Genomic DNA, 18,438 nt, shown 5'->3' with positions numbered 1-18,438 from the left:
TTGATCACTCGTGTGGCTTGACCGCGCGGGTTGCGATGTAGGCGGACAGGTGCTGGGCCGTGACGTCTGCGTGGTGCGGCGCTTCGCTGAGGTGCGTGAGGATGAACCCAGCGGCCAGCTGCCCGCCGATCTGCTCGCTCAGCGAGTGGCTGTACTCGATCGGGCCGTTCCCGTACGCGCGCATCCGGTCGGCCTCCGAGAGATCGAGCGAGCTGAATGGCAGCCGGTGACGTACCACCAGCTCCCGCCGGTCGAGCGCCACCTCGTCGAAGATGTAGACGTCCGGGTTCATGAATCCGACCATGAGCGTCCCGCCGGGGCGCAGCACGCGGAACGTTTCCTTCCAAACGGGCGTGAGGTCGGGGCAGAACACGTTCGACACCGGGTTCACGATCACGTCGAAGCTGGCGTCGTCGAAGACACCGAGGTCGCGCATGTCGCCGAGGACGGTACGAAGCTCCAGGCCGTCACGAGCGGCGACCTCGTCATCGCGGGCCAGCTGCTTGGGCGAGTTGTCCAACACGGTCACCGTGGCGCCCGCCGCCGCGAGGACCGGACCTTGCTGGCCACCGCCGGAGGCTAGGCAGAGCACTCGGGCACCAGCCAGCTCGGACGGGAACCAATCACGCGGGATCGGCACGTGACCGATCAGAACCACCGACCAGTCACCTTCACGTGCCCGGGCGATGACCTCGGGATCAACCGGCCGGGACCATTCGTTGTCGTTGTCGACCAGTTCGTCCCACGCGACGCGGTTGTGCGCGGTCGGGTCGAAGTCTTCAGTCACAGCAGCGAACCCTAGCCGTTCGACCCCTGTTTCAGCCGTTGGATTAGTCGCCGATAATGCACATTATGTCAACTGACGTCCCTTGAGTCCCTCATACGGCCGTCCCCCGCTGTACCGGAACTCGATGACGTGGCGTCGCCGGAGTGGTTGCCACGACTGCGTCGGATGACGCTGAAGTCATGACATCCATCAACGAACTTCGCAAACAAGTGACGCGGGTCGTCGCACCCGACGATCCCGACTACGAAACGGCTCGAGCCGTCTGGAACGGAATGATCGACCGTCGTCCGGCCGCTGTCGTGCCGGCCGCGAACGTCGACGACGTCATCGCCGCAGTGAACTTCGCACGAGACGCCGGCCTGGCGCTGGCCGTACGTGGCGGCGGGCACAGCTCGCCTGGTTACGGGACGATCGATGACGGCTTGGTCATCGACCTGTCCCCCATGCGTTCCGTCGAGGTCGATGCCACGGCGCGTACCGCTCGCGTGGGCGGCGGCGCGACACTGGCGGACCTCAACGACGCCACCCACGCGCACGGCCTGGCCGTGCCTGGCGGGATCGTGTCGACGACCGGCGTCGGCGGCCTCACGCTCGGCGGCGGTATCGGCTACCTCACCCGTGGTTTCGGTCTCTCGATCGACAGCCTTCGCTCAGTCGACGTCGTCACCGCGGACGGACAGCTCCGTCGCGCCAGTGAGTCCGAGAACGCCGACCTGTTCTGGGCGCTCCGCGGAGGCAGCGGCAACTTCGGGGTCGTCACGAGCTTCGAGTTCGACCTGCATCCCGTGGACCAGGTCGTCGTCGGACTCTTCTTCTACGAGCTGGAGCACGCGGGCGATCTGCTGCGGTTCTTCCGCACCTGGATCCCCGAAGCGGACGAACGCTACGGGGCTTTTCCGGCGTTCCAGGTGGCCCCTCCCCTCCCCTTCCTCCCGGAGGACCGCCACGGCGACACGCTCTGCGCCGCGGTCGTCCATTGGAGTGGGCCCGTCGAGGAGGGCGACGCGGCGATGCAGCCGTTCCGTGACCTCGCGCCGCGCGTCGGCGAGATGGTCGGGCCGATGCCGTATCCGTGGCTCAACAGCGCCTTCGACGACCTGTTCCCCCATGGCGTACGCAGCTACTGGAAGGGCAACTACGTCACCGAGCTGACCGACGAGGCGATCGAGGTGCACCTGGCCCACGGCCCGAAGGCGCCGAACGCGAGCTCGACGATGCACCTGTACTCGATCAACGGGGCTGCCTCCCGTGTCGGCGCGACGGACACCGCGTTCTCCTACCGCCACGCGACGTTCTCGACGGTCATCGTCTCCGCCTGGCCGGACGCCTCCGACGACGCCGCCCACATCGCATGGGTCCGCGACTACGCCGACGCGCTCACCCCGCACTCCGAGGCCGGGGGCTACGTGAACTTCATGTCCGACGACGACCAGGGCCGCGTCACCGACACCTACGGCAGCAACTACGCGCGACTCAGGAAGGTCAAGCAGGCCTACGACCCGGAGAACCTTTTCAGCCACAACCAGAACATCACGCCCTGACGACGCCGGCTCGCCGGCGCCAGGTCGTGGCGCGGGACCGCACGAGGCGGTACCGCGCCACGGAGTCGCTACTCGCTCACTTCTTGATGAAGTCGAGGATGTCCTGGATCAGCTCCTGCTGGTACGCACCGAAGATCCCGTGCGGGGCGCCCGGGTAGACCTTGAGCGTGCCGTCCTTGACCAGCTCGATCGACTTCAGCGCCGCGTTCCCGATCGGCACGATCTGGTCGTCGTCGCCGTGCGCGATGAAGATCGGCACATCGAGAGCCTTCAGGTCCTCGGTGAAGTCGGTCGCCGAGAAGGCCGCAACACACTCGTACGCCGCCTGGATCCCGGCGAGCATCCCCTGGCGCCAGAAGTCGTCGATCGCGCCCTGCGACGTCTCGACGCCGTCGCGGTTGAAGCCGAAGAACGACGGCGCCAGCTCGCGGTAGAAGTTCGAGCGGTCGGCGAGCACGCCGGCCCGGATCCCGTCGAACACGTCGATCGGGAGCCCCTCGGGGTACGCCTCGGTCTGGAGCATGATCGGCGGGACCGCACCGATCGTGACGACCTTGGCGACGCGTCCGTTGCCGTGCTGGGCCGCGCAACGGACGACCTCTCCCCCGCCGGTCGAGTGGCCGACGAAGACCGCGTCGCGCAGGTCGAGATGCTCGACGAGCTCGGCGAGGTCGCGCGCGTAGGTGTCCATGTCGTTGCCCTGCCAGGGTTGGGCGGACTTACCGTGGCCACGGCGGTCGTGGGCGATCACCCGGTAGCCGGCGTCGGCGAGCGTCTTGCGCTCGAGCGACCAGGCGTCCGAGCTGAGCGGCCAGCCGTGGCTGAACACGATCGGCTGACCGGTCCCCCAGTCTGAGTAGTGGATGTCGGTGCCGTCGGACGTGGTGAAGAAGGGCATGGTGCTCCTGTTGGATCGGTGAGCGAGGACGCCACAATCGTCGCCGCATACACCTCCCCGAGTCGCCTGCCCGAACGGCCGCGAATCCCTCGGAAACGGACGCGTCAGGCCAGGACGAGCCGGTCGACGTAGGCGTTTGCCGACTCGCGCAGCTCTCGCCGCGACGTCGCCGTGGCCCCGGCCTGGATCAGAGCCTGCGAGAAGAGCAGGATCTCGCGCGCCAGCGTGCCTGCTCCGGTGCCGGTTCCGATGCGGGCCGCGATCCGCTCCTCCATCACGTCGAGGGTCCGCCTGCAGATGTCGACCACCTCGGGGTCGCGGTCGGCGAGCTCTGCCAGCGACCGCACCATGAGGCAGCCGAGGCGCCGCGGATCTCCGGTGCAGTCGTCGGCGATGCGCAGCAGGTAGCGGCGTACGGCTTCACGGGCTCCGCCCTCCCCCGCCAAGGCGTCGGTCGTCAGGGTGATCCTGCCGCCGCAGTAGGCCTCGAGGGCGGCGAGGAAGAGGCCGCGCTTGCTCCCGAACGCCGCGTAGATGCTGCCGTTGCCCGCGCCGGTGTGCTCGGCGAGGTCATGCATGGAGGTTCGCTCGTAGCCATGCTCACGGAACACGTCGAGCGCTGCGTCACGTACCGCCGTGACTGAGATCTCCCGAGGTCTGGCCATTCCCCGAATGTACCGGTCTTCATGACCACCGTTATGGAATACTCAATCCATAACCTGGAGAGGATGTCGATGGCTGGTACGAGGCGACGGATCGGGTTCCTCCTTTTCGACGGTGTGAAGGCGCTGGACTACGTCGGTCCCGCAGAGGTCTTCGTGGAGGCGAACCAGGCGACAGAGGCGTACGAGGTGGTCCTGCTCTCCCCTTCGGGCGACGCGGTGACCTCGTCGATCGGCGGCGGTGTCGCCGTGAGTGCCGCCGCAGCCGACGCCCCACCGCTCGACACACTCATCGTGCCGGGCAGCGAGCGTGCGCCGTCGGCCTTCGTGACCGACGAGCTGCTCACCGCCGCGCAGATCCTGGCCGGCCGGGCCAGACGCGTCGTGTCGATCTGCAGCGGGGCGTTCGTGCTCGCGGAGCTCGGCCTGCTGGACGGGCGCAGCGCGACCACCCATTGGAAGTTCACCGATGACCTGGCACTCCGGTTCCCCCTCATCGACGTGCAGCCGGACCGGATCTTCGTACGTGATCGCCACGTCGCGACATCCGCCGGCGTCGCCGCCGGCATCGACCTTGCGCTGGCCCTGGTCGAGGACGACCTCGGCGCGGCAACAGCGCAGCGGGTCGCGCAGGGGCTCCTGGTCTACCTGCGGCGCTCGGGCGGACAGACCCAGTTCTCCGCTCCCCTGCGCGCTGTGGCCGTGCCCGAAAGCCCGGTGCGCGTCATCACCGAGCTCATCGCCCAGGACCCGTCGTACCGGCACAGCGTCATCTCGCTGGCGCGTCACGTCAGCATCAGCCCGCGCCACCTCACGCGCCTCTTCCATGACGAGGTCGGGATGAGCCCAGCCGAGTACGCCGCCAGCGTACGTTTCGATCTGGCGCGGAGCTGGCTGGAGGCCGGCCGCTCGGTGGCGCAGGCGGCCTCGGATGCCGGTTTCTCGAGCGCCGAGGCCCTCCGCCGCACCTTCGTCGCACGCCTGGGTATCTCACCCTCGGCCTACCGCCGCGGCATCCGCACCCAGATCGGAGTCACAACGTCAGGACCGGCGACTCTCACCTTCGCGCAGGGCAAGGATCGTGCGGGCGTCGGCAGCCGTAGCGACCGCCAGCGCTGACGCGGCGATCTTCGGCCCGAGATTGCCCTCGCTGCGCGCGAGGCTCACGCAGTACGCCGCGATCGCCACGTTGAGCCCGGCGCGAGCCGCCATCCACGGCAGCCGGCGGCGCCCCGCCAGCAACCCGGGCACCAGCGCCAGGTCCGCGACACCGATCGCTCGCAGCGCCGTGGGGTGATCACCGAGCTTCAGCGCCCGGCCCACCTGCTCCGGCGCGAGGAGGATCGCTGCCCCGATCGGCAGCGTGGCCAGTCCTACGAATGCGGCCGAGCGCCGCGCAGTCTCGTGGTCCATGAGAACCATCTTGTCCGACGGCTGGTGATCTCCCGCGCGGGATGTAGAGACGATGGGAACGTCTCCGTTCACGGAGTGAATGCGACCAGCCGAGGTCGCCACATCCGAGGAGACGCAGATGTCGAACACCATGCAGCCCGGCGAGATCAACGAGGTCCTCAGCCGTCCGCTGAGCCAGGAGCTCCTGGCGTGGGACCTGACCCGACTGGCGTACGTCGCCAAGGACGGCACCCCGAGGAACGTCCCGATCGGGTTCACCTGGAACGGCTCAGAGGTCGTCATGTGCACCACGCCCAACTCCCCCAAGCTCATCTCGCTGCGCCACAACCCGGTCGTCGCTCTGACCATCGACACCGAGGTGCACCCGCCGAAGATCCTGTTCATCCGTGGCACGGTCGAGCTCGACTACGTCGACGGGATCCCCTGGGAGTACCTCCAGATGAACGGCTCCTACCAGATGACCCCCGAGCAGCGGGTCGTCTGGGAGGCCGAGGTCCGCTCGCTGTACGAGCGTATGGTCCGGATCGTCGTCACTCCGACCTGGGCGAAGCTGATCGACTTCGACACCACGCTTCCGACCCAGGTCGAGGAGCTGATCCAGCAGCGCGCCGAGCGGGAGGCCGCCTGTTCCAGGTAGAACGTTGCGCGAGCCGCTGAACTCCCCTAGGACGCGGTCGGCGACGACCCGCCGGGCCCCTTGGCCCGGACCTTCTCGACGTTGACCAGGGACTCCTGCAGCTCGGTGAGCCAGTCGCCCGTGTGCTGCTGGACCAGCTTGACGCACCAGCCGAGCGCGTCGCTGCGGCTGCGGGCGACGCCGCCGGAGACGAGCAGGTCGAGGACCGCACGCTCCGGCTGACGCAGCCGGGTCATCACCGGCGCGGAGACGGTGGTGAACATGTGCCGCTCTCCCCCGACCTCCACGCCCCAGGAGACCTTCCGGTCGAACCGTCGCTCGGCCTGCCGCGCGACGGCCATGCGGTCCTCACGGGTGCGCTCGCGAAACTCGCTCGCCCGCCCCTCGTTCGCGGCAGCCTTCTCTTCGTCCGAAGCGCCCTCGGCGGTCTTCGGCTCCTTGATCCGCCCGACGACGGTGATCTCCTCGCGGTCGACCACCACATCGACGATCTCGTCGTACACACCATCGGGCAGTCGTCCGCTGAACCACCCGCGCAACTCAGTTGTAAGCATGTAATCATGCTTACTCGGCGACTCGCCGATTTCAAGGGGAGCTACGTCAGTCCAGCGATCCCGGCCATCTCGACGACTGCGATCGCGGCAGCGACCGCCGCGGTGACGTGGACGCGGCGGCGCCCCAGGAGCAGGTACGCCGCCAGCGCGGCCACCACCAGCGCCGCGCCGAGGCGCCACCACAGGTGGCCATCGGCCAGCGGGTGGCGGACCACCACGAGGGCGGCGACCACGAGCGACAGGTGCGTACGCCGCCAGGCGAGCTCGGTCCGCTCGGGCTGCAGTCCCGGGTCGCCGCCCACGCCGGCCCCGTTCACACCAGCAGGGCCATCGAGACGAGCGCGACCGAGCCGAGCACACCGAAGACCAGGGGAAGCGGTGCTCGGCGGGTCGGCAGGGCGTCACGCCTGCGGATCGCCCGCTCGCTGCGTACCCAGCTCCACCAGGACCACGCGGCGCAGCCGGCCGCGAGGATCGCGAGGCTGAGCGGAGCGAGCACGGCCAGGGCCGTGTCGCCGCCCACCTCGAGGGTGTCGACCGCGACCGCGACGGCGAGGAACGCCAGCGAGGTGCGGATCCAGGCCAGGAACGTACGCTCGTTGGCCAGCGTGAACCTGACGTCGGGCTCGTCGGTCGAACTGTAGAGCCAGCTGTCCAGCCGGCCTCGGCGTTCGCGGGTCACGAGGCAGGCTGCGTGACAGCCCCGGCCTCGGCGTCCGTGTCGGTCCGGGAGTGGCGACCGGTCACGCCGGGGACGAGTGCCGCGGTGACGGTGAACAGGACCGTCGCCACCCAGGCGATCGTCATCCAGCGTTCCCAGCCGCCTGTCGCCTCGACCACTCGCGGCGCGAAGAGGACCGTCGCCAGGATGAAGGTGCGGTTGAGCAGGTGATTGAGACCGAAGGCTCGGCCCTGGATGTCGGGGTGGACCTCCTCGACGTGCTCGGAGAAGCTCGCCATCCACGGTCCGAAGATCGACGCGAGCGCCACGCCGACACCGACGAACAGGACGATCACCACGCTCGCGGACGCCTCGCTCCCCTGGCCCATGAGCGCCAGGAAGGCGCCGAGGAAGATCGTGGCGGCGACACCGCCGCCGACCATGAGGGCCTTGCGGCGCTGCGTACGGTCCGAGATGCGGGCGAAGACCAGACTCATCGCCAGGTTGCTCAACCAGAAGACCATCGTCATCGCCGAGGCGGCACGGACCGAGACGCCGAACTGCTGAACGAGCATCGTCTGGGCGTAGGCGTTCATGGTCGCCAGCAGGACATAGAGGAACGACATCGCCAGCACGTGGGTCCAGAAGGCACGGCGCGCGAGGAGGAGGCCCAGACCCTTCCCGCCCTGCGGAACCTCGACGGTGTGGGCCTCGCGCTCGGTGAGGCGTACGGCGCGGCGGACCTCCGGGGCGAGGTCACGCAGGGTGAGGGCGACCACGATGGCACCGACCAGAGCGGCGCCGGCCATGATGAACAGCTGTGAGCGCCACTGGTTGCCGAAGACACCCAGGGTCGCCGAGGCCACGGCGGCGGCGAAGAAGTTGGCGCCGACCGAGCCCCAGCTCCAGAAGGCGAACGCCTGCGCGCGGCCCATCCGCGGGGTGAAGTCGCGGATCAGTGGTTGGGTGCCGGCGACGGCGACGCCCTCGACGAACGCGAGCACGATCCTGGCGAGCGCGAAGTGGGCCACCGAGTCCGCGGTCGCCATGAACAGGCAGGCGGCGGCGGAGAGGAACATGAACGGCACCAGGATCCTTACCCGGCCGACGCGGTCGGCGAGCTCCCCGCCGAGGTAGCCGGCGAGGGCACCGAAGATCAGCGACGCGGCCGTGATGAGGCCGTACGTCTTGAGCGACATCCCGAGGTCGTCGAGCAGCAACGGCAGAACGGGGGCCAGCTGACCCTCGAACGCCGAGATGAACAGGGCGAGCACGACTACAGCCAGCAGCACGCGACGGCGCGCTCCGACTGGGTACTCGGTGAGCAGGGTGCGGTAGGACACGGAGATCCGCCCTTCAAGATATTAGACAGAGCGTCTAGTAACGGTCGTCACGTCCGACTGTAAGGTCAGTGACCCGCGACACACAAGACACCCTGTCCAAATCCGCACCGCCACTCAGCGCGCGCCCGGATCGAATCCCGTCGCCCAGAAGCGTCCGCGGCGCGAGAGCTCGACGAGCGTCTCGACGACCTGGTCGGTGGCCGGCCGCGGCTCCGGGGCATCCAGCCACCACAGCAGCACGGCCACCTGCTCACCGACCCACGCCCGCGCCAGCACCTGAAGATCCACGCGCGGGCGGACGGCGTGTGCTTTCACCCGAGCCGTGAAGATCTCGTGGGCGGTGGTGCTCCAGGCGTCCTCGAACGCCCGCAGGCCGCGCCCGTCCCCTTCACCCCGCAGGATCATCCGGTACGCGTCGGGCTGCTCGGTCGCATGCCGGAACACCTCGGCCACCGGCTCGCCGGTGAACCCGGCGTCCTCCGGGGCCAGCACCTCGGCCAGTCGCTCCTTCAGGTCCAGGAGGACCGATGACACCACGTGGTCGTAGAGCGCCTCCTTGTCCTTGAAGTGTGTGTAGAAGGTCGCCCTGCCCACGTCGGCCGCAGCGACGATGTCCTCCACCGTCACCGCGGCGTAGCCACGCTCGAGCACCAAGGAGACGAGCGCATCGCGGAGCGCTCCTCGCGTTCGCCGGCTGCGCCGGTCCTCAACCACGGTCATGGGCACTGTTCTAGCACTTTGCCGAACGGCTGGACTGTTTCTGGACACACTGTCTATGATCTCGGTGACCGCGCTCACAGCAGCGAACCCGACAACCAGGAGGGCATCCGTGAATCTCGGCAGCTATCTCACCCGCACCGCGACCTTCACCCCCGACGCCACCGCCCTGGTCTCCGGCACCGACCGATGGACCTACCGCCAGCTCGAGGACGACACCAACCGGCTCGCCGCTGCCCTCATCGCCCGCGGCTGCACGCCGGGCACTCCCGTCGCCACCCTCGCCACCAACCGAGGCGAGCTCGTCGTCGCGGAGATGGCGATCTGCAAGGCGGGCGCGCTCCGCGTCCCGATCAGCGCCCGACTCGCCGCCGCCGAGGTCGAGCACGTGCTCCTCGACGCGGCCGTGAAGGTCGTCTTCACCGGCGGCGCCTACCTCGAGCTGGTCCGCAAGATCGTCGACGCTCATGGCCTGGAGTGTCTGATCATCGATCTCGACAACCGCGCCACCGTCGCCGCCGCGTACGACGCGCTGCTCGCCGAAGGCTCCACCGACCCGGTCGCCGTCGACGTCGACGAGGACGCTCCGGCCGTCCTCAACTTCACCTCCGGCTCGACCGGGACTCTGAAGGCGGCGGTGCAGACCGTCGGCAACCGGCTGGCCAACATGCGCAAGCTGGCGATGAACCCCTACGGCTCGCTCTCTGCCGAGGCCGTCTATCTCGCCCCCGGACCGATCACCCACGCCAGCGGCATGGTGATCCTCGGCTGCTTCTTCCGCGGCGCGGCCGTGGTCGTGCTGCCGGCGTTCGAGGTCGAGGCCTACCTCGACACGCTCGAACGCGAGCGGGTCACCCACACCTTCGTCGTGCCGGTCATGCTCAACCTCGTCCTTGCCTCCCCCACCCTGCGCGAGCGCGACCTCTCCGCGCTGCAGAGCATCACCGTCGGCGGCGCCCCGGTCAGCCCGGCTCGGCTGCGCGAGGCCGTCGAGGCCCTCGGTCCGGTGGTCAACCAGGGCTACGGCCAGGGTGAGACGACCAGCGCGATCACCTTCCTCAGCTCCGAGGACGTCGTCCGCGGCATCGAGTCCGACCCGGAGCTGCTGCTCTCCTGCGGCCGCCCGGTCTACGACACCGAGGTGATCGTGGTCGACGACGACCACAACCCGCTGCCCGCCGGCGAGATCGGCGAGATCGTGGCGCGCGGCCCGGACTGCGTCCGGGAGTACTTCCACGCACCCGAGGCGACCGCCGAGACCTTCCGGGACGGCTGGGTGCACACCGGCGACCTGGGCCGGATCCGTGAGGACGGCTTCGTCTTCATCGTGGACCGGAAGAAGGACATGATCATCTCGGGCGGCTACAACGTCTACTGCTCCGAGGTCGAGGCCGCGCTCTACGAGCACCCGGCCGTCAGCGAGGCCTGCGTCGTCGGCGTGCCCAGCGAGAAGTGGGGCGAGACGGTGAAGGCGTACGTCTCCCTCGCCGCCGGCGCCACCGCGACCGAGGAGGAGCTGCGCGACTTCTGCCGCTCGCGTCTCTCGGGGGTGAAGGTGCCCCGGATCATCGAGTTCGCCGACGCACTCCCCCTCAACCGCAACGGCAAGGTCGACCGGCGGGCGCTGCGCGAGCGCGACTGGGCCGGCACCGAGCGGAAGGTCGGCTGAGATGACCTTCTCCCTCAACCCGTCCTACCCCGACAACCCGCGCCTCGACGAGCTGGTGACCCGGCTGCGCGACTACCTCGAGGGTGAGCTCGCCGACTACGAGAGCGGCCTCGGCCTCGGCCCGGAGACGCCGCTGGACCGCTCGATGCTGGAGCCGGTCTGGCAGCGCAGCCGTGAGCTCGGCTTCTACGGCATCCATCTGCCCGAGTCGCTCGGTGGGCAAGGTCTGAGCTTAACCGAGCTCGCCGCGCTCAAGGAGGAGATCGGTGCGTCCGGTCGCCAGCTCGCCACCAGCGTGCTCGGTGACATGGGCGGCCCGCTGCGGGTCGGCGCGATCTTCGAACACGCGACCGAGCACCAGGTCGAGAAGTACCTGATGCCGGTCGTCCGCGGCGAGCGCGCCTGCTGCTTCTCGATGACCGAGGACGACGCGGGCTCCGACGTACGCCGGATGCGGACCACCGCCACGCCCACCTCGGGCGGCTTCCTGGTCAGCGGTCGCAAGGTGTTCAGCACCGGCGGCACCTTCGCCGACTTCGCGATCCTGGTGGCCCGGATGGCAGGCGAGGAGGAGTCGTACGCCGCGTTCTTCGTCGACCTCGACTCCCCCGGCTGCCGAGTGCTGCCCGGCGACCTGCCGCTGTCGGGTCAGAACATCGAGAGCGACGTCGTGCTCGAGGACTGCTTCGTGCCGCAGGAGAACCTGCTCGGCGATATCGGCCAGGGGCTGCGGATCGCGCTCGGCCGGGTCACCGCCAACCGGCTGCTGCACTGCCCGACCGCGCTCGGTGCCGCCCGCCGCGCGCTCGCGCTGGCGCTCGACTTCGCCGCACACCGCACCGTCTTCGACGGGCTGCTGCTGGAGAAGCAGGCGATCCAGCACCGGCTCGCCGACATGGCCACCGACTACTACGCCGCCCGGTCGATGACCTATGACGCCCTGGCAGACCTGGATGCGGGCAAGCGCCCACGCATCGAGTCGTTCATGTGCAAGCTGTTCGTGGCCGAGCGGTCCTTCGAGATCGCGGACGCGGCGCTGCAGCTGCACGGCAAGGCCGGCATGGTCCGTGGCGCGGAGATCGAGGTGATCTGGCGGCGGCTGCGGATGTTCCGGGTGCTGACCGGCTCCTCGGAGATCCAGCGCAACGGCGTCATCCGCGACCTGGTGAAGTCGCTGGGGGCGTCATGAGCGAGCGTCAGCGAGCGACCAACGAGTCCTTCATCGGGCCGCGTCCGTATTCTGGCGCTTGCGCTACGGGGGTGGCCCGATGACCGATTTCCACCAGGAGGAGGCCGATGCCCGCCGTGGGTTCGTCGCCGCGCTGAAGCCCGGCGTCGTGTCCAGGGCCGACGGCACCGTCGCGTTCGACGCGGAGGCCGACGCCTTCCTCGACTTTCCCGCTCCGGCCACCGCACACGCCGGGCTGTGGCAGCACAGCCGGCTCACCTCGCTGCAGGGCCTCTTCGAGGTGACCGACGGCATCTACCAGGTCCGTGGCCTCGACCTCGCCAACCTCACGATCGTCGAGGGCGAGCGCGGGATCGTCGTCGTCGACACCCTCACCACCGCCGAGACCGCGACCGCCGCGCTGGGGCTCTACCGCGAGCACCGTGGGGACCGGCCGGTCACCGGGGTCGTGCTGACTCATCCCCATGCCGATCACTTCGGCGGCATCGCCGCCGTGCTCGCGGCAGCCGATGGTGACGTACCTGTCCTGGCGCCGGAGGGGTTCCTGGAGCATGCGGTCTCGGAGAACGTCTACGTCGGTCCGGCGATGGGCCGGCGGTCGGGTTTCATGTACGGCACTCTGCTGCCGGTCGCGCCGGACGGACATGTGGGCTGTGGTCTCGGTCCGCGGCTCGCGTCCGGGACCATCGGGCTGGCCGAGCCGACCGACTCGATCACCCGGACCGGCGAGACGCGCGTCATCGACGGCGTGGAGATGGAGTTCCAGCTGACGCCGGGCAGCGAGGCGCCGGCGGAGATGAACATCCTCCTCCCGGGCCGCAGAGCGCTCTGCCTGGCCGAGAACGCCGTCCACACCCTGCACAACATCGTCACGCTGCGCGGCGCCGAGGTGCGCGACGCCCGGTTGTGGGCGCGCTATCTGACCGAGGCGATCGACCTGTTCGCCTCACGCTCCGATGTCGCGTTCGCGACGCATCACTGGCCGACCTGGGGCGCGGGGCGGATCGAGGCGTTCCTCGCCGGGCAGCGTGACGTCTATGCGTACCTGCACGACCAGACCGTACGCCTCATCAACCGCGGCCTGACGCCGAAGGAGATCGCCGAGGAGCTGGTCCTGCCGCCGGCCCTCGACTCGCAGCCGTCGACGCGCGGCTACTACGGCTCGCTGAGCCACAACGTGAAGGGCATCTACCAGCGCTATCTGGGCTGGTACGACGCCAATCCGGCCCACCTGTGGGAGCTGCCGCCGAAGGCGGAGGGCGAGCACTGGGTGCGCCTGCTCGGTGGTGCTGCCGCTGCCGTGGAGCACGCCGCGACGCTCGTCGCCGGCGGTGACGCCAACGACCTGCGGTTCGCCGCCACCCTGCTCAACCATGTGGTCTTCGCCGAGCCGTCGGAGCGCTCTGCGCGGGAGCTGCTGGCCGAGGTCTACACCAGGCTCGGGCACGGCGCCGAGAACGCCACCTGGCGCAACATCTACCTGACCGGTGCCAGCGAGCTCGTCGACGGCCCGAAGGTGCCGCCGCGCGGCGGCGGTCGCGGACTGCTCGCGGCACTCACCGTCTCGCAGCTGCTGGACTCGCTGGCGATCCGGGTGGACGGCCCGCGTGCGTGGGATCTCGATCTGCGTATCGACTGGCATCTCACCGACCACGACGACACGACCGAGGGCGGCTGGTGGCATGCCCGGCTGCACAACGGTGTGCTCGTGCACCGGCGTGACAGCGCCGCCGACCCGGCTGCCGGCCTCACCCTGACGCTCACCCGTCCCCAGCTCGCCGGCCTGTTGGGCAGGCGGAGTCTCGACGGGATCGAGCACTCCGGTGACCTCGGCGTGCTCCAGCGGCTGCTGGGGGTGCTCGAGGCACCCGAACCGGCATTCCCTATCGTGACCGCGTGACCGACGACACACCCGCCACGGGACTGACCGAGCTCCACGCCCGCCGCTTCCTGACGACGGACGCGGCGCGATCCGACAAGGTCGCCCGGTGGCACGCCAAGGGGCGGCGTACGGCTCGGGAGAACATCGCCGACCTGGTCGATCCGGGCTCGTTCGTCGAGTACGGGAGGTTCATCACCGCGGCCCAGGAACGCCGCCGTGACCTGGCCGAGCTCGTCGTCGAGACGCCCGCCGACGGGATCGTCGGCGGGACTGCCGCCGTCGCAGGGAAGCCGTGCGCGGTGCTGTCCTACGACTACCTGGTGATGGCCGGCACCCAAGGCATGCGCGGGCATCGCAAGTCCGACCGGCTGATCGAGGTCATCGGGCGGATGCGGCTGCCGGCGGTCTTCTTCACCGAGGGCGGCGGCGGTCGTCCCGGTGACACGGACATCCCGCTGGTCTCCGCGCTCGACGTCGGCTCGTTCGCGCTGTGGGGTGAGCTCGAGGGCGTCGTACCGCGGATCGCCGTCGTCTCCGGACGCTGCTTCGCAGGCAACGCGGTCCTGGCCGGCTGTGCCGACCTCCGCATCGCCACCCCGGACGCCAACCTCGGCATGGCCGGGCCGGCGATGATCGCCGGCGGCGGGCTCGGCAGCTTCGCACCCGAGGAGATCGGGCCGGTCAAGGACCAGACCGCCAACGGCGTCATCGACCTACTCGTCGAGGACGAGGCGGCAGCCATCGAGGCCGTACGCAGCATCCTCTCCTACCTCGAGCCCAGCGCCGACGGCGGCGAGGCCGGCGACCAGACCGATCTGCGGACGCTCCTCCCCCACAACGACCGCGAGGCCTTCGACGTACGTCCGGTCGTCGAGGCCCTCGCCGACATCGACTCGGTGACCTGGCTTCGTGAGGCGTACGCACCCGAGCTGGTGACCGCGCTGGCGCGAATCGACGGGATCGCGGTCGGCGTGATCGCCAACCAGTCGACCCACCTTGCCGGTGCCCTCACCAGTGACGCGTCGGTCAAGGCCGCAGACTTCCTCGCGCTCTGCCAGCGCTGGGGCCTCCCGGTGGTCTCGCTGGTCGACACGCCGGGTTTCATGGTCGGTCCGGAGGCCGAACGCGGCGGCCTGGTCCGTCACGCGTCCCGGATGGTCGTCGCCGGCGCCCAGCTGTCGACCCCGCTGGTCGGGGTGATCCTGCGCCGCGGCTACGGGCTCGGCGCGCAGGCGATGCTCGGCGGAAGCACCCACCGCCCGCTGCTCACCGTCGCCTGGCCCGACGCCCACCTCGGCCCGATGGGCCTGGAGGGCGCGGTACGCCTCTCCATGGCCGCCGAGCTCGCCGAGATGCCCGAGGCCGAGCGTGAGGAGCGGGTCACCGCACTCACCGAGGAGTACCGCAAGCAGGCCAGCGCGCTCAACGCCGCGCGGATGTTCGAGATCGACGATGTCATCGACCCTGCCGAGACCCGCAGCGTCATCGCCGCCACGCTACGCCGCGCCTAGGAGGCACCGCCTTCGTCGTCCCAGATCTGCTGGCCGATCTCGCTCTGGTCGGGACCGTCGAGGCCCAGCAGCTGCGCCGGGCTGTAGGTGTTCCGGTCGTCGGCCGCCTGCTCCATGATCCTCTCGGCGCGCTCGGGGGCGGTGTCGTGAGGCACCACCAGCAGACGCAGCCGGTCCCCGGTGGCCATCGACAGCACCACCAGGTGGGTGTCGTCGGACGGGAACGAGCCGACCTTCACGATCCCGCGCGCGGCGCGGACCTTGCGGACGCTCGGCGCGCCCGCGGCCGAGTCCCAGTCGGGCCGGGAGAACAACAGCCGCGAGATCCGGCCCACGCGATGGGGAAAGTGATCGACGAGATCGGCGACCTCGGCCTGAAGGTCGCGTGACTGCGGCCACCAGGCTCCGTCGAGCGGACCGGACGAGAAACTGTTGTCCAGGCGGATCCGAAGATCGACGCGAACCGCGGTGATGAGTTCTACTGTCGGTGACGTCGTCATGACGCCCACCCTTCGTGCAGCCCTGCGGACTCAACGAGTCCGGCCGGCAGCGTGGTTAGAACAAGTGTACTACGCCCCCAGCCGGATCCGTCTTCCTAGACCTCCTTCAACCGCGGCACCAGGTCGACGAGCGAGGTGGTCCACGGCACCGGGTCGACATACGGCGTCGGCATCAGCCCGACGAGCGTGACGCCCAGGGCGGCGTACTCCTCCATCGACTTCAGGAAGGCGTCCGGGTCCTCGACCGAGGGTCCCTGGAAGAGGATGGTCTTCTCGATCGCGTCGTAGTCGGTGCCGAGGTCGTCGCAGTGGCCGCGCAGCACCTCGAGCTTGTGCTTGACAGTCTCGACCGCCTCGGGGCCGGGGCCGCCGAAGAGGTTGGTGCCCTGTCCGTACTTGGCGACCAGGCGGAGCGTCTTCTTCTCGCCTCCCCCGCCGATCAGGACCGGGACCGTCCCGTTGACCGGCTGCGGGAGCGAGATCGTCTCGGCGAGCTGGTAGTGCTTGCCCTCGTAGGCGCCGTCGTTCTCCGACCACATCTGGCGGCAGATCTCCAGGGTCTCCTCCAGGCGCTCGAACCGCTCGGCCGTCGACGGGTAGGGCACGCCGAGCCCCTGGTGCTCACGCTCGTACCACGCCGCCCCGATGCCCAGCAGCGCGCGACCACCGGAGAGCCGGTCCAGGGTGGTGACGATCTTCGCGAGCAGCCCGGGGTGGCGGTAGGTCACTCCGGTGACGAGCAGGCTGAGACGTACGTTGTCGGTGATCCCGGCCAGGTAGCCCAGCGTGGTGTAGCCCTCGAGCATCGGTTCGAAGGGGCCGCCGGCCTGCTCCATCTGGAACCAGTGGTCCATGACGGTGAACAGGTCGACGCCGCCCTCGTCCGCGATGCGGGCCGTCTCGGTCAGCTTGTCGGCCAGCGTGGTCTCCCACTCGGGGTGGGTGAACGTGAAGTAGTGGAGTCCAAGATCCATACCTCAGACGCTATGTCTTCGAGCGCGCTCGAAGACAAGGGCCATTGGTCGATTACGGCCGCATTCTCCGCTCCTGACGCAGGTCACGCTTGTCGAGCTTCGCGTCGTAGGTGGCCAGCGGCTTCGCCTTCGACGCGTCGGCCTCGACCGTGGCGGTCGCGACGCCGGCCCACTCCAGGATCCGGGCGGTGGCGAGCTCACGCTCGTCGGCGACCAGGCCGGCCACGTTGGCACCGTGGTTCATCCCAGGCGCGGTGAAGACGTAGGAGTCATCGGCGAAGATGCCCGGGCGGAAGCGCTCGGCGCCCCACGGGTCGGCCTCGCCGTAGACGAAGAGCATCTGGTTGGCGTGCTTGCGCACCCAGGAGTCGACGTCACGCATCGCGGACGGGTCGAACCGCATGTCGATCTCGCGCGGGACGAAGCTGCGCGGCGGCTGGTAGCCGTAGCGGATCAGCTCGTCCTCGATGTGCGGGAAGCCGATCGTCGGCGCACCGAGCTCGGTGCCGGCCTGGTAGTAGTAGGGCGTGTATGGGCTCAGGCCCTGGTCGGTGTAGAAGCTGAAGCCCGAGTAGTAGTTGATCGAGTCCCAGATCGCCTGGTCGCTGGCGGTCGCCGCGTCGGCGGGGATGTTCGAGCACTCGGCGGTGCCGGCGTACTGCCAGAAGGCCCAGACGTAGTCGAGCACGACCATCTCGTACGCAGCGTCCAGGCTGCCCACGGTGTCGAAGGTGTAGCCCTCGGTCTCGGCGAGGTCGGCGTAGGTCGCCTTCAGTGCCTCGCGGCGGACGAGCGCCTCGCGCTGGACGCCGTTGAGCCGGTCGCGGCAGTCCTCGGTGCCGACGGTGGCGAAGAACTCGTCGTAGGCGGAGTCCTCGCGGTTGACCACGTCGTTCGGCGCGACATAGGCGACGATGCCGTCCATGTCTCGGGGGTAGAACCGCTCGAAGTAGGTGGCAGTCATGCCGCCCTTGGAGCCACCGGTGGCGAGCCAGTTGGCGGAGTAGATCGGCTTCAGCGCCTTGAAGATGGCGTGCTGGTCGCTGGCGGCCTGCCAGATGTCGAGGTCGTCCCAGTCGGCCGGGGCGGGTCGCGACGGGGTGAAGAACCGGTATTCCATCGAGACCTGGTTGCCGTCGATGATGCGGGTCGGCTCGCTGCGGCCGGGGTTGGTCGAGACGTTGTAGCCGCTGGTCTGGAACACGGTGGGGCGGGCGGTGTCCTTGTGCAGCACGGTGAACCGCTGCTGGAAGGTCTCACCATGGGGCCGCCGGTGGTCGACCGGCTGGGTGAAGTTCAGGACGAAGTAGCGGTAGCCCTGGACGGGCTTCTCCTGGATCAGGCTGACGCCCTCGATGGCGAGCAGGCGGTCGAGGATGTCGTCCTCGGCGGCTGTCGCGGGGCTGGCGGGTGTGACGAGGAGCAGGGATACCAGCCCCATCGCCACCAGAATCCGGCCGATCAATGCACGCATGTGGGGTCTCCTTCGGTGCGGGTCCT

The 18,438-nt window shown here is 69.3% G+C and carries 19 protein-coding genes; 7 read left to right on the top strand and 12 right to left on the bottom strand.

The window, feature by feature from the left end; all coding sequences use genetic code 11:
- Positions 1-4 precede the first annotated feature (4 nt).
- Positions 5-787, bottom strand: coding sequence for a class I SAM-dependent methyltransferase (locus OG801_RS28990; protein ID WP_406032673.1), 783 nt, complete (start codon positions 785-787; stop codon positions 5-7).
- Positions 788-966: 179 nt separating this feature from the next.
- On the opposite strand from OG801_RS28990, the gene OG801_RS28985 reads away from it, so the two are divergent.
- A complete protein-coding gene (locus OG801_RS28985; RefSeq protein ID WP_406032671.1) occupies positions 967-2,328 on the top strand; it encodes an FAD-binding oxidoreductase in 1,362 nt (453 codons plus the stop codon).
- 76 nt (positions 2,329-2,404) lie between these two features.
- Here OG801_RS28985 and OG801_RS28980 read toward each other — a convergent pair whose 3' ends face one another.
- Both OG801_RS28980 and OG801_RS28975 read right to left on the bottom strand, forming a co-directional pair.
- Positions 2,405-3,226, bottom strand: coding sequence for an alpha/beta fold hydrolase (locus tag OG801_RS28980; RefSeq protein WP_406032670.1), 822 nt, complete (start codon positions 3,224-3,226; stop codon positions 2,405-2,407).
- Between the two features lie 104 nt (positions 3,227-3,330).
- Positions 3,331-3,891 carry a TetR/AcrR family transcriptional regulator gene (locus OG801_RS28975; protein ID WP_355021425.1) on the bottom strand — a complete coding sequence of 187 codons (561 nt, stop codon included), beginning with the start codon at positions 3,889-3,891 and terminating at the stop codon, positions 3,331-3,333.
- 69 nt (positions 3,892-3,960) lie between these two features.
- Between OG801_RS28975 and OG801_RS28970 the strand changes: the two genes are divergently transcribed.
- On the top strand, positions 3,961-5,007 hold the full coding sequence (locus OG801_RS28970; protein WP_406032667.1) for a GlxA family transcriptional regulator: 1,047 nt from the start codon (positions 3,961-3,963) through the stop codon (positions 5,005-5,007).
- Here the strand turns inward: OG801_RS28970 and OG801_RS28965 are convergent.
- A complete protein-coding gene (locus OG801_RS28965; protein WP_406032666.1) occupies positions 4,930-5,301 on the bottom strand; it encodes a hypothetical protein in 372 nt (123 codons plus the stop codon). The genes OG801_RS28970 and OG801_RS28965 overlap by 78 nt on opposite strands.
- Before the next feature lie 118 nt (positions 5,302-5,419).
- Between OG801_RS28965 and OG801_RS28960 the strand changes: the two genes are divergently transcribed.
- Positions 5,420-5,938: a pyridoxamine 5'-phosphate oxidase family protein gene (locus OG801_RS28960; protein WP_406032664.1), complete on the top strand. Its 519-nt coding sequence runs from the start codon at positions 5,420-5,422 to the stop codon at positions 5,936-5,938.
- A 26-nt stretch (positions 5,939-5,964) separates the two neighbouring features.
- On the opposite strand, the gene OG801_RS28955 is transcribed toward OG801_RS28960, so the two are convergent.
- The 5 genes from OG801_RS28955 to OG801_RS28935 form a co-directional block, all read right to left on the bottom strand.
- A complete protein-coding gene (locus tag OG801_RS28955) occupies positions 5,965-6,492 on the bottom strand; it encodes a hypothetical protein (RefSeq protein WP_406032663.1) in 528 nt (175 codons plus the stop codon).
- Positions 6,493-6,533: 41 nt separating this feature from the next.
- Positions 6,534-6,809, bottom strand: coding sequence for a DUF202 domain-containing protein (locus tag OG801_RS28950; protein WP_406032661.1), 276 nt, complete (start codon positions 6,807-6,809; stop codon positions 6,534-6,536).
- Entirely contained in the window at positions 6,806-7,174 is a 369-nt protein-coding gene (locus OG801_RS28945; RefSeq protein WP_406032659.1) for a YidH family protein, read from the bottom strand. Before OG801_RS28945 ends, OG801_RS28950 begins: the two co-directional genes overlap by 4 nt.
- Complete coding sequence (locus tag OG801_RS28940) at positions 7,171-8,496, bottom strand: MFS transporter (protein WP_406032657.1); 1,326 nt, start codon at positions 8,494-8,496, stop codon at positions 7,171-7,173. The genes OG801_RS28945 and OG801_RS28940 overlap by 4 nt, the downstream gene beginning before the upstream one ends.
- Before the next feature lie 114 nt (positions 8,497-8,610).
- Complete coding sequence (locus OG801_RS28935) at positions 8,611-9,216, bottom strand: TetR/AcrR family transcriptional regulator (RefSeq protein ID WP_355021416.1); 606 nt, start codon at positions 9,214-9,216, stop codon at positions 8,611-8,613.
- Positions 9,217-9,325: 109 nt separating this feature from the next.
- On the opposite strand from OG801_RS28935, the gene OG801_RS28930 reads away from it, so the two are divergent.
- From OG801_RS28930 to OG801_RS28915, 4 genes are all read left to right on the top strand, one after another.
- Entirely contained in the window at positions 9,326-10,882 is a 1,557-nt protein-coding gene (locus tag OG801_RS28930) for a class I adenylate-forming enzyme family protein (protein WP_406032655.1), read from the top strand.
- Between the two features lies 1 nt (position 10,883).
- The gene (locus OG801_RS28925) at positions 10,884-12,071 is read left to right on the top strand and encodes an acyl-CoA dehydrogenase family protein (protein ID WP_406032653.1); all 1,188 of its coding nucleotides are present in this window, start codon (positions 10,884-10,886) and stop codon (positions 12,069-12,071) included.
- A 79-nt stretch (positions 12,072-12,150) separates the two neighbouring features.
- Positions 12,151-13,971: an alkyl/aryl-sulfatase gene (locus OG801_RS28920; protein ID WP_406032651.1), complete on the top strand. Its 1,821-nt coding sequence runs from the start codon at positions 12,151-12,153 to the stop codon at positions 13,969-13,971.
- Positions 13,968-15,464, top strand: a complete 1,497-nt coding sequence (locus OG801_RS28915) for an acyl-CoA carboxylase subunit beta (RefSeq protein WP_406032650.1) — start codon at positions 13,968-13,970, stop codon at positions 15,462-15,464. The genes OG801_RS28920 and OG801_RS28915 overlap by 4 nt, the downstream gene beginning before the upstream one ends.
- On the opposite strand, the gene OG801_RS28910 is transcribed toward OG801_RS28915, so the two are convergent.
- The 3 genes from OG801_RS28910 to OG801_RS28900 form a co-directional block, all read right to left on the bottom strand.
- Positions 15,461-15,964 carry a DUF5994 family protein gene (locus OG801_RS28910; protein WP_406032648.1) on the bottom strand — a complete coding sequence of 168 codons (504 nt, stop codon included), beginning with the start codon at positions 15,962-15,964 and terminating at the stop codon, positions 15,461-15,463. The genes OG801_RS28915 and OG801_RS28910 overlap by 4 nt on opposite strands.
- Before the next feature lie 95 nt (positions 15,965-16,059).
- Positions 16,060-16,938 carry an LLM class F420-dependent oxidoreductase gene (locus OG801_RS28905; RefSeq protein ID WP_406032646.1) on the bottom strand — a complete coding sequence of 293 codons (879 nt, stop codon included), beginning with the start codon at positions 16,936-16,938 and terminating at the stop codon, positions 16,060-16,062.
- Positions 16,939-16,990: 52 nt separating this feature from the next.
- On the bottom strand, positions 16,991-18,412 hold the full coding sequence (locus OG801_RS28900; RefSeq protein WP_406032644.1) for an aminopeptidase: 1,422 nt from the start codon (positions 18,410-18,412) through the stop codon (positions 16,991-16,993).
- Between the last annotated feature and the right edge of the window lie 26 nt (positions 18,413-18,438).

Source organism: Nocardioides sp. NBC_00163 (assembly GCF_045206295.1).
Classification (GTDB): Bacteria; Actinomycetota; Actinomycetes; order Propionibacteriales; family Nocardioidaceae; genus Nocardioides.
Note: the sequence above shows the minus strand (reverse complement) of the source record. Positions and strands in the feature narration are given on the sequence as shown.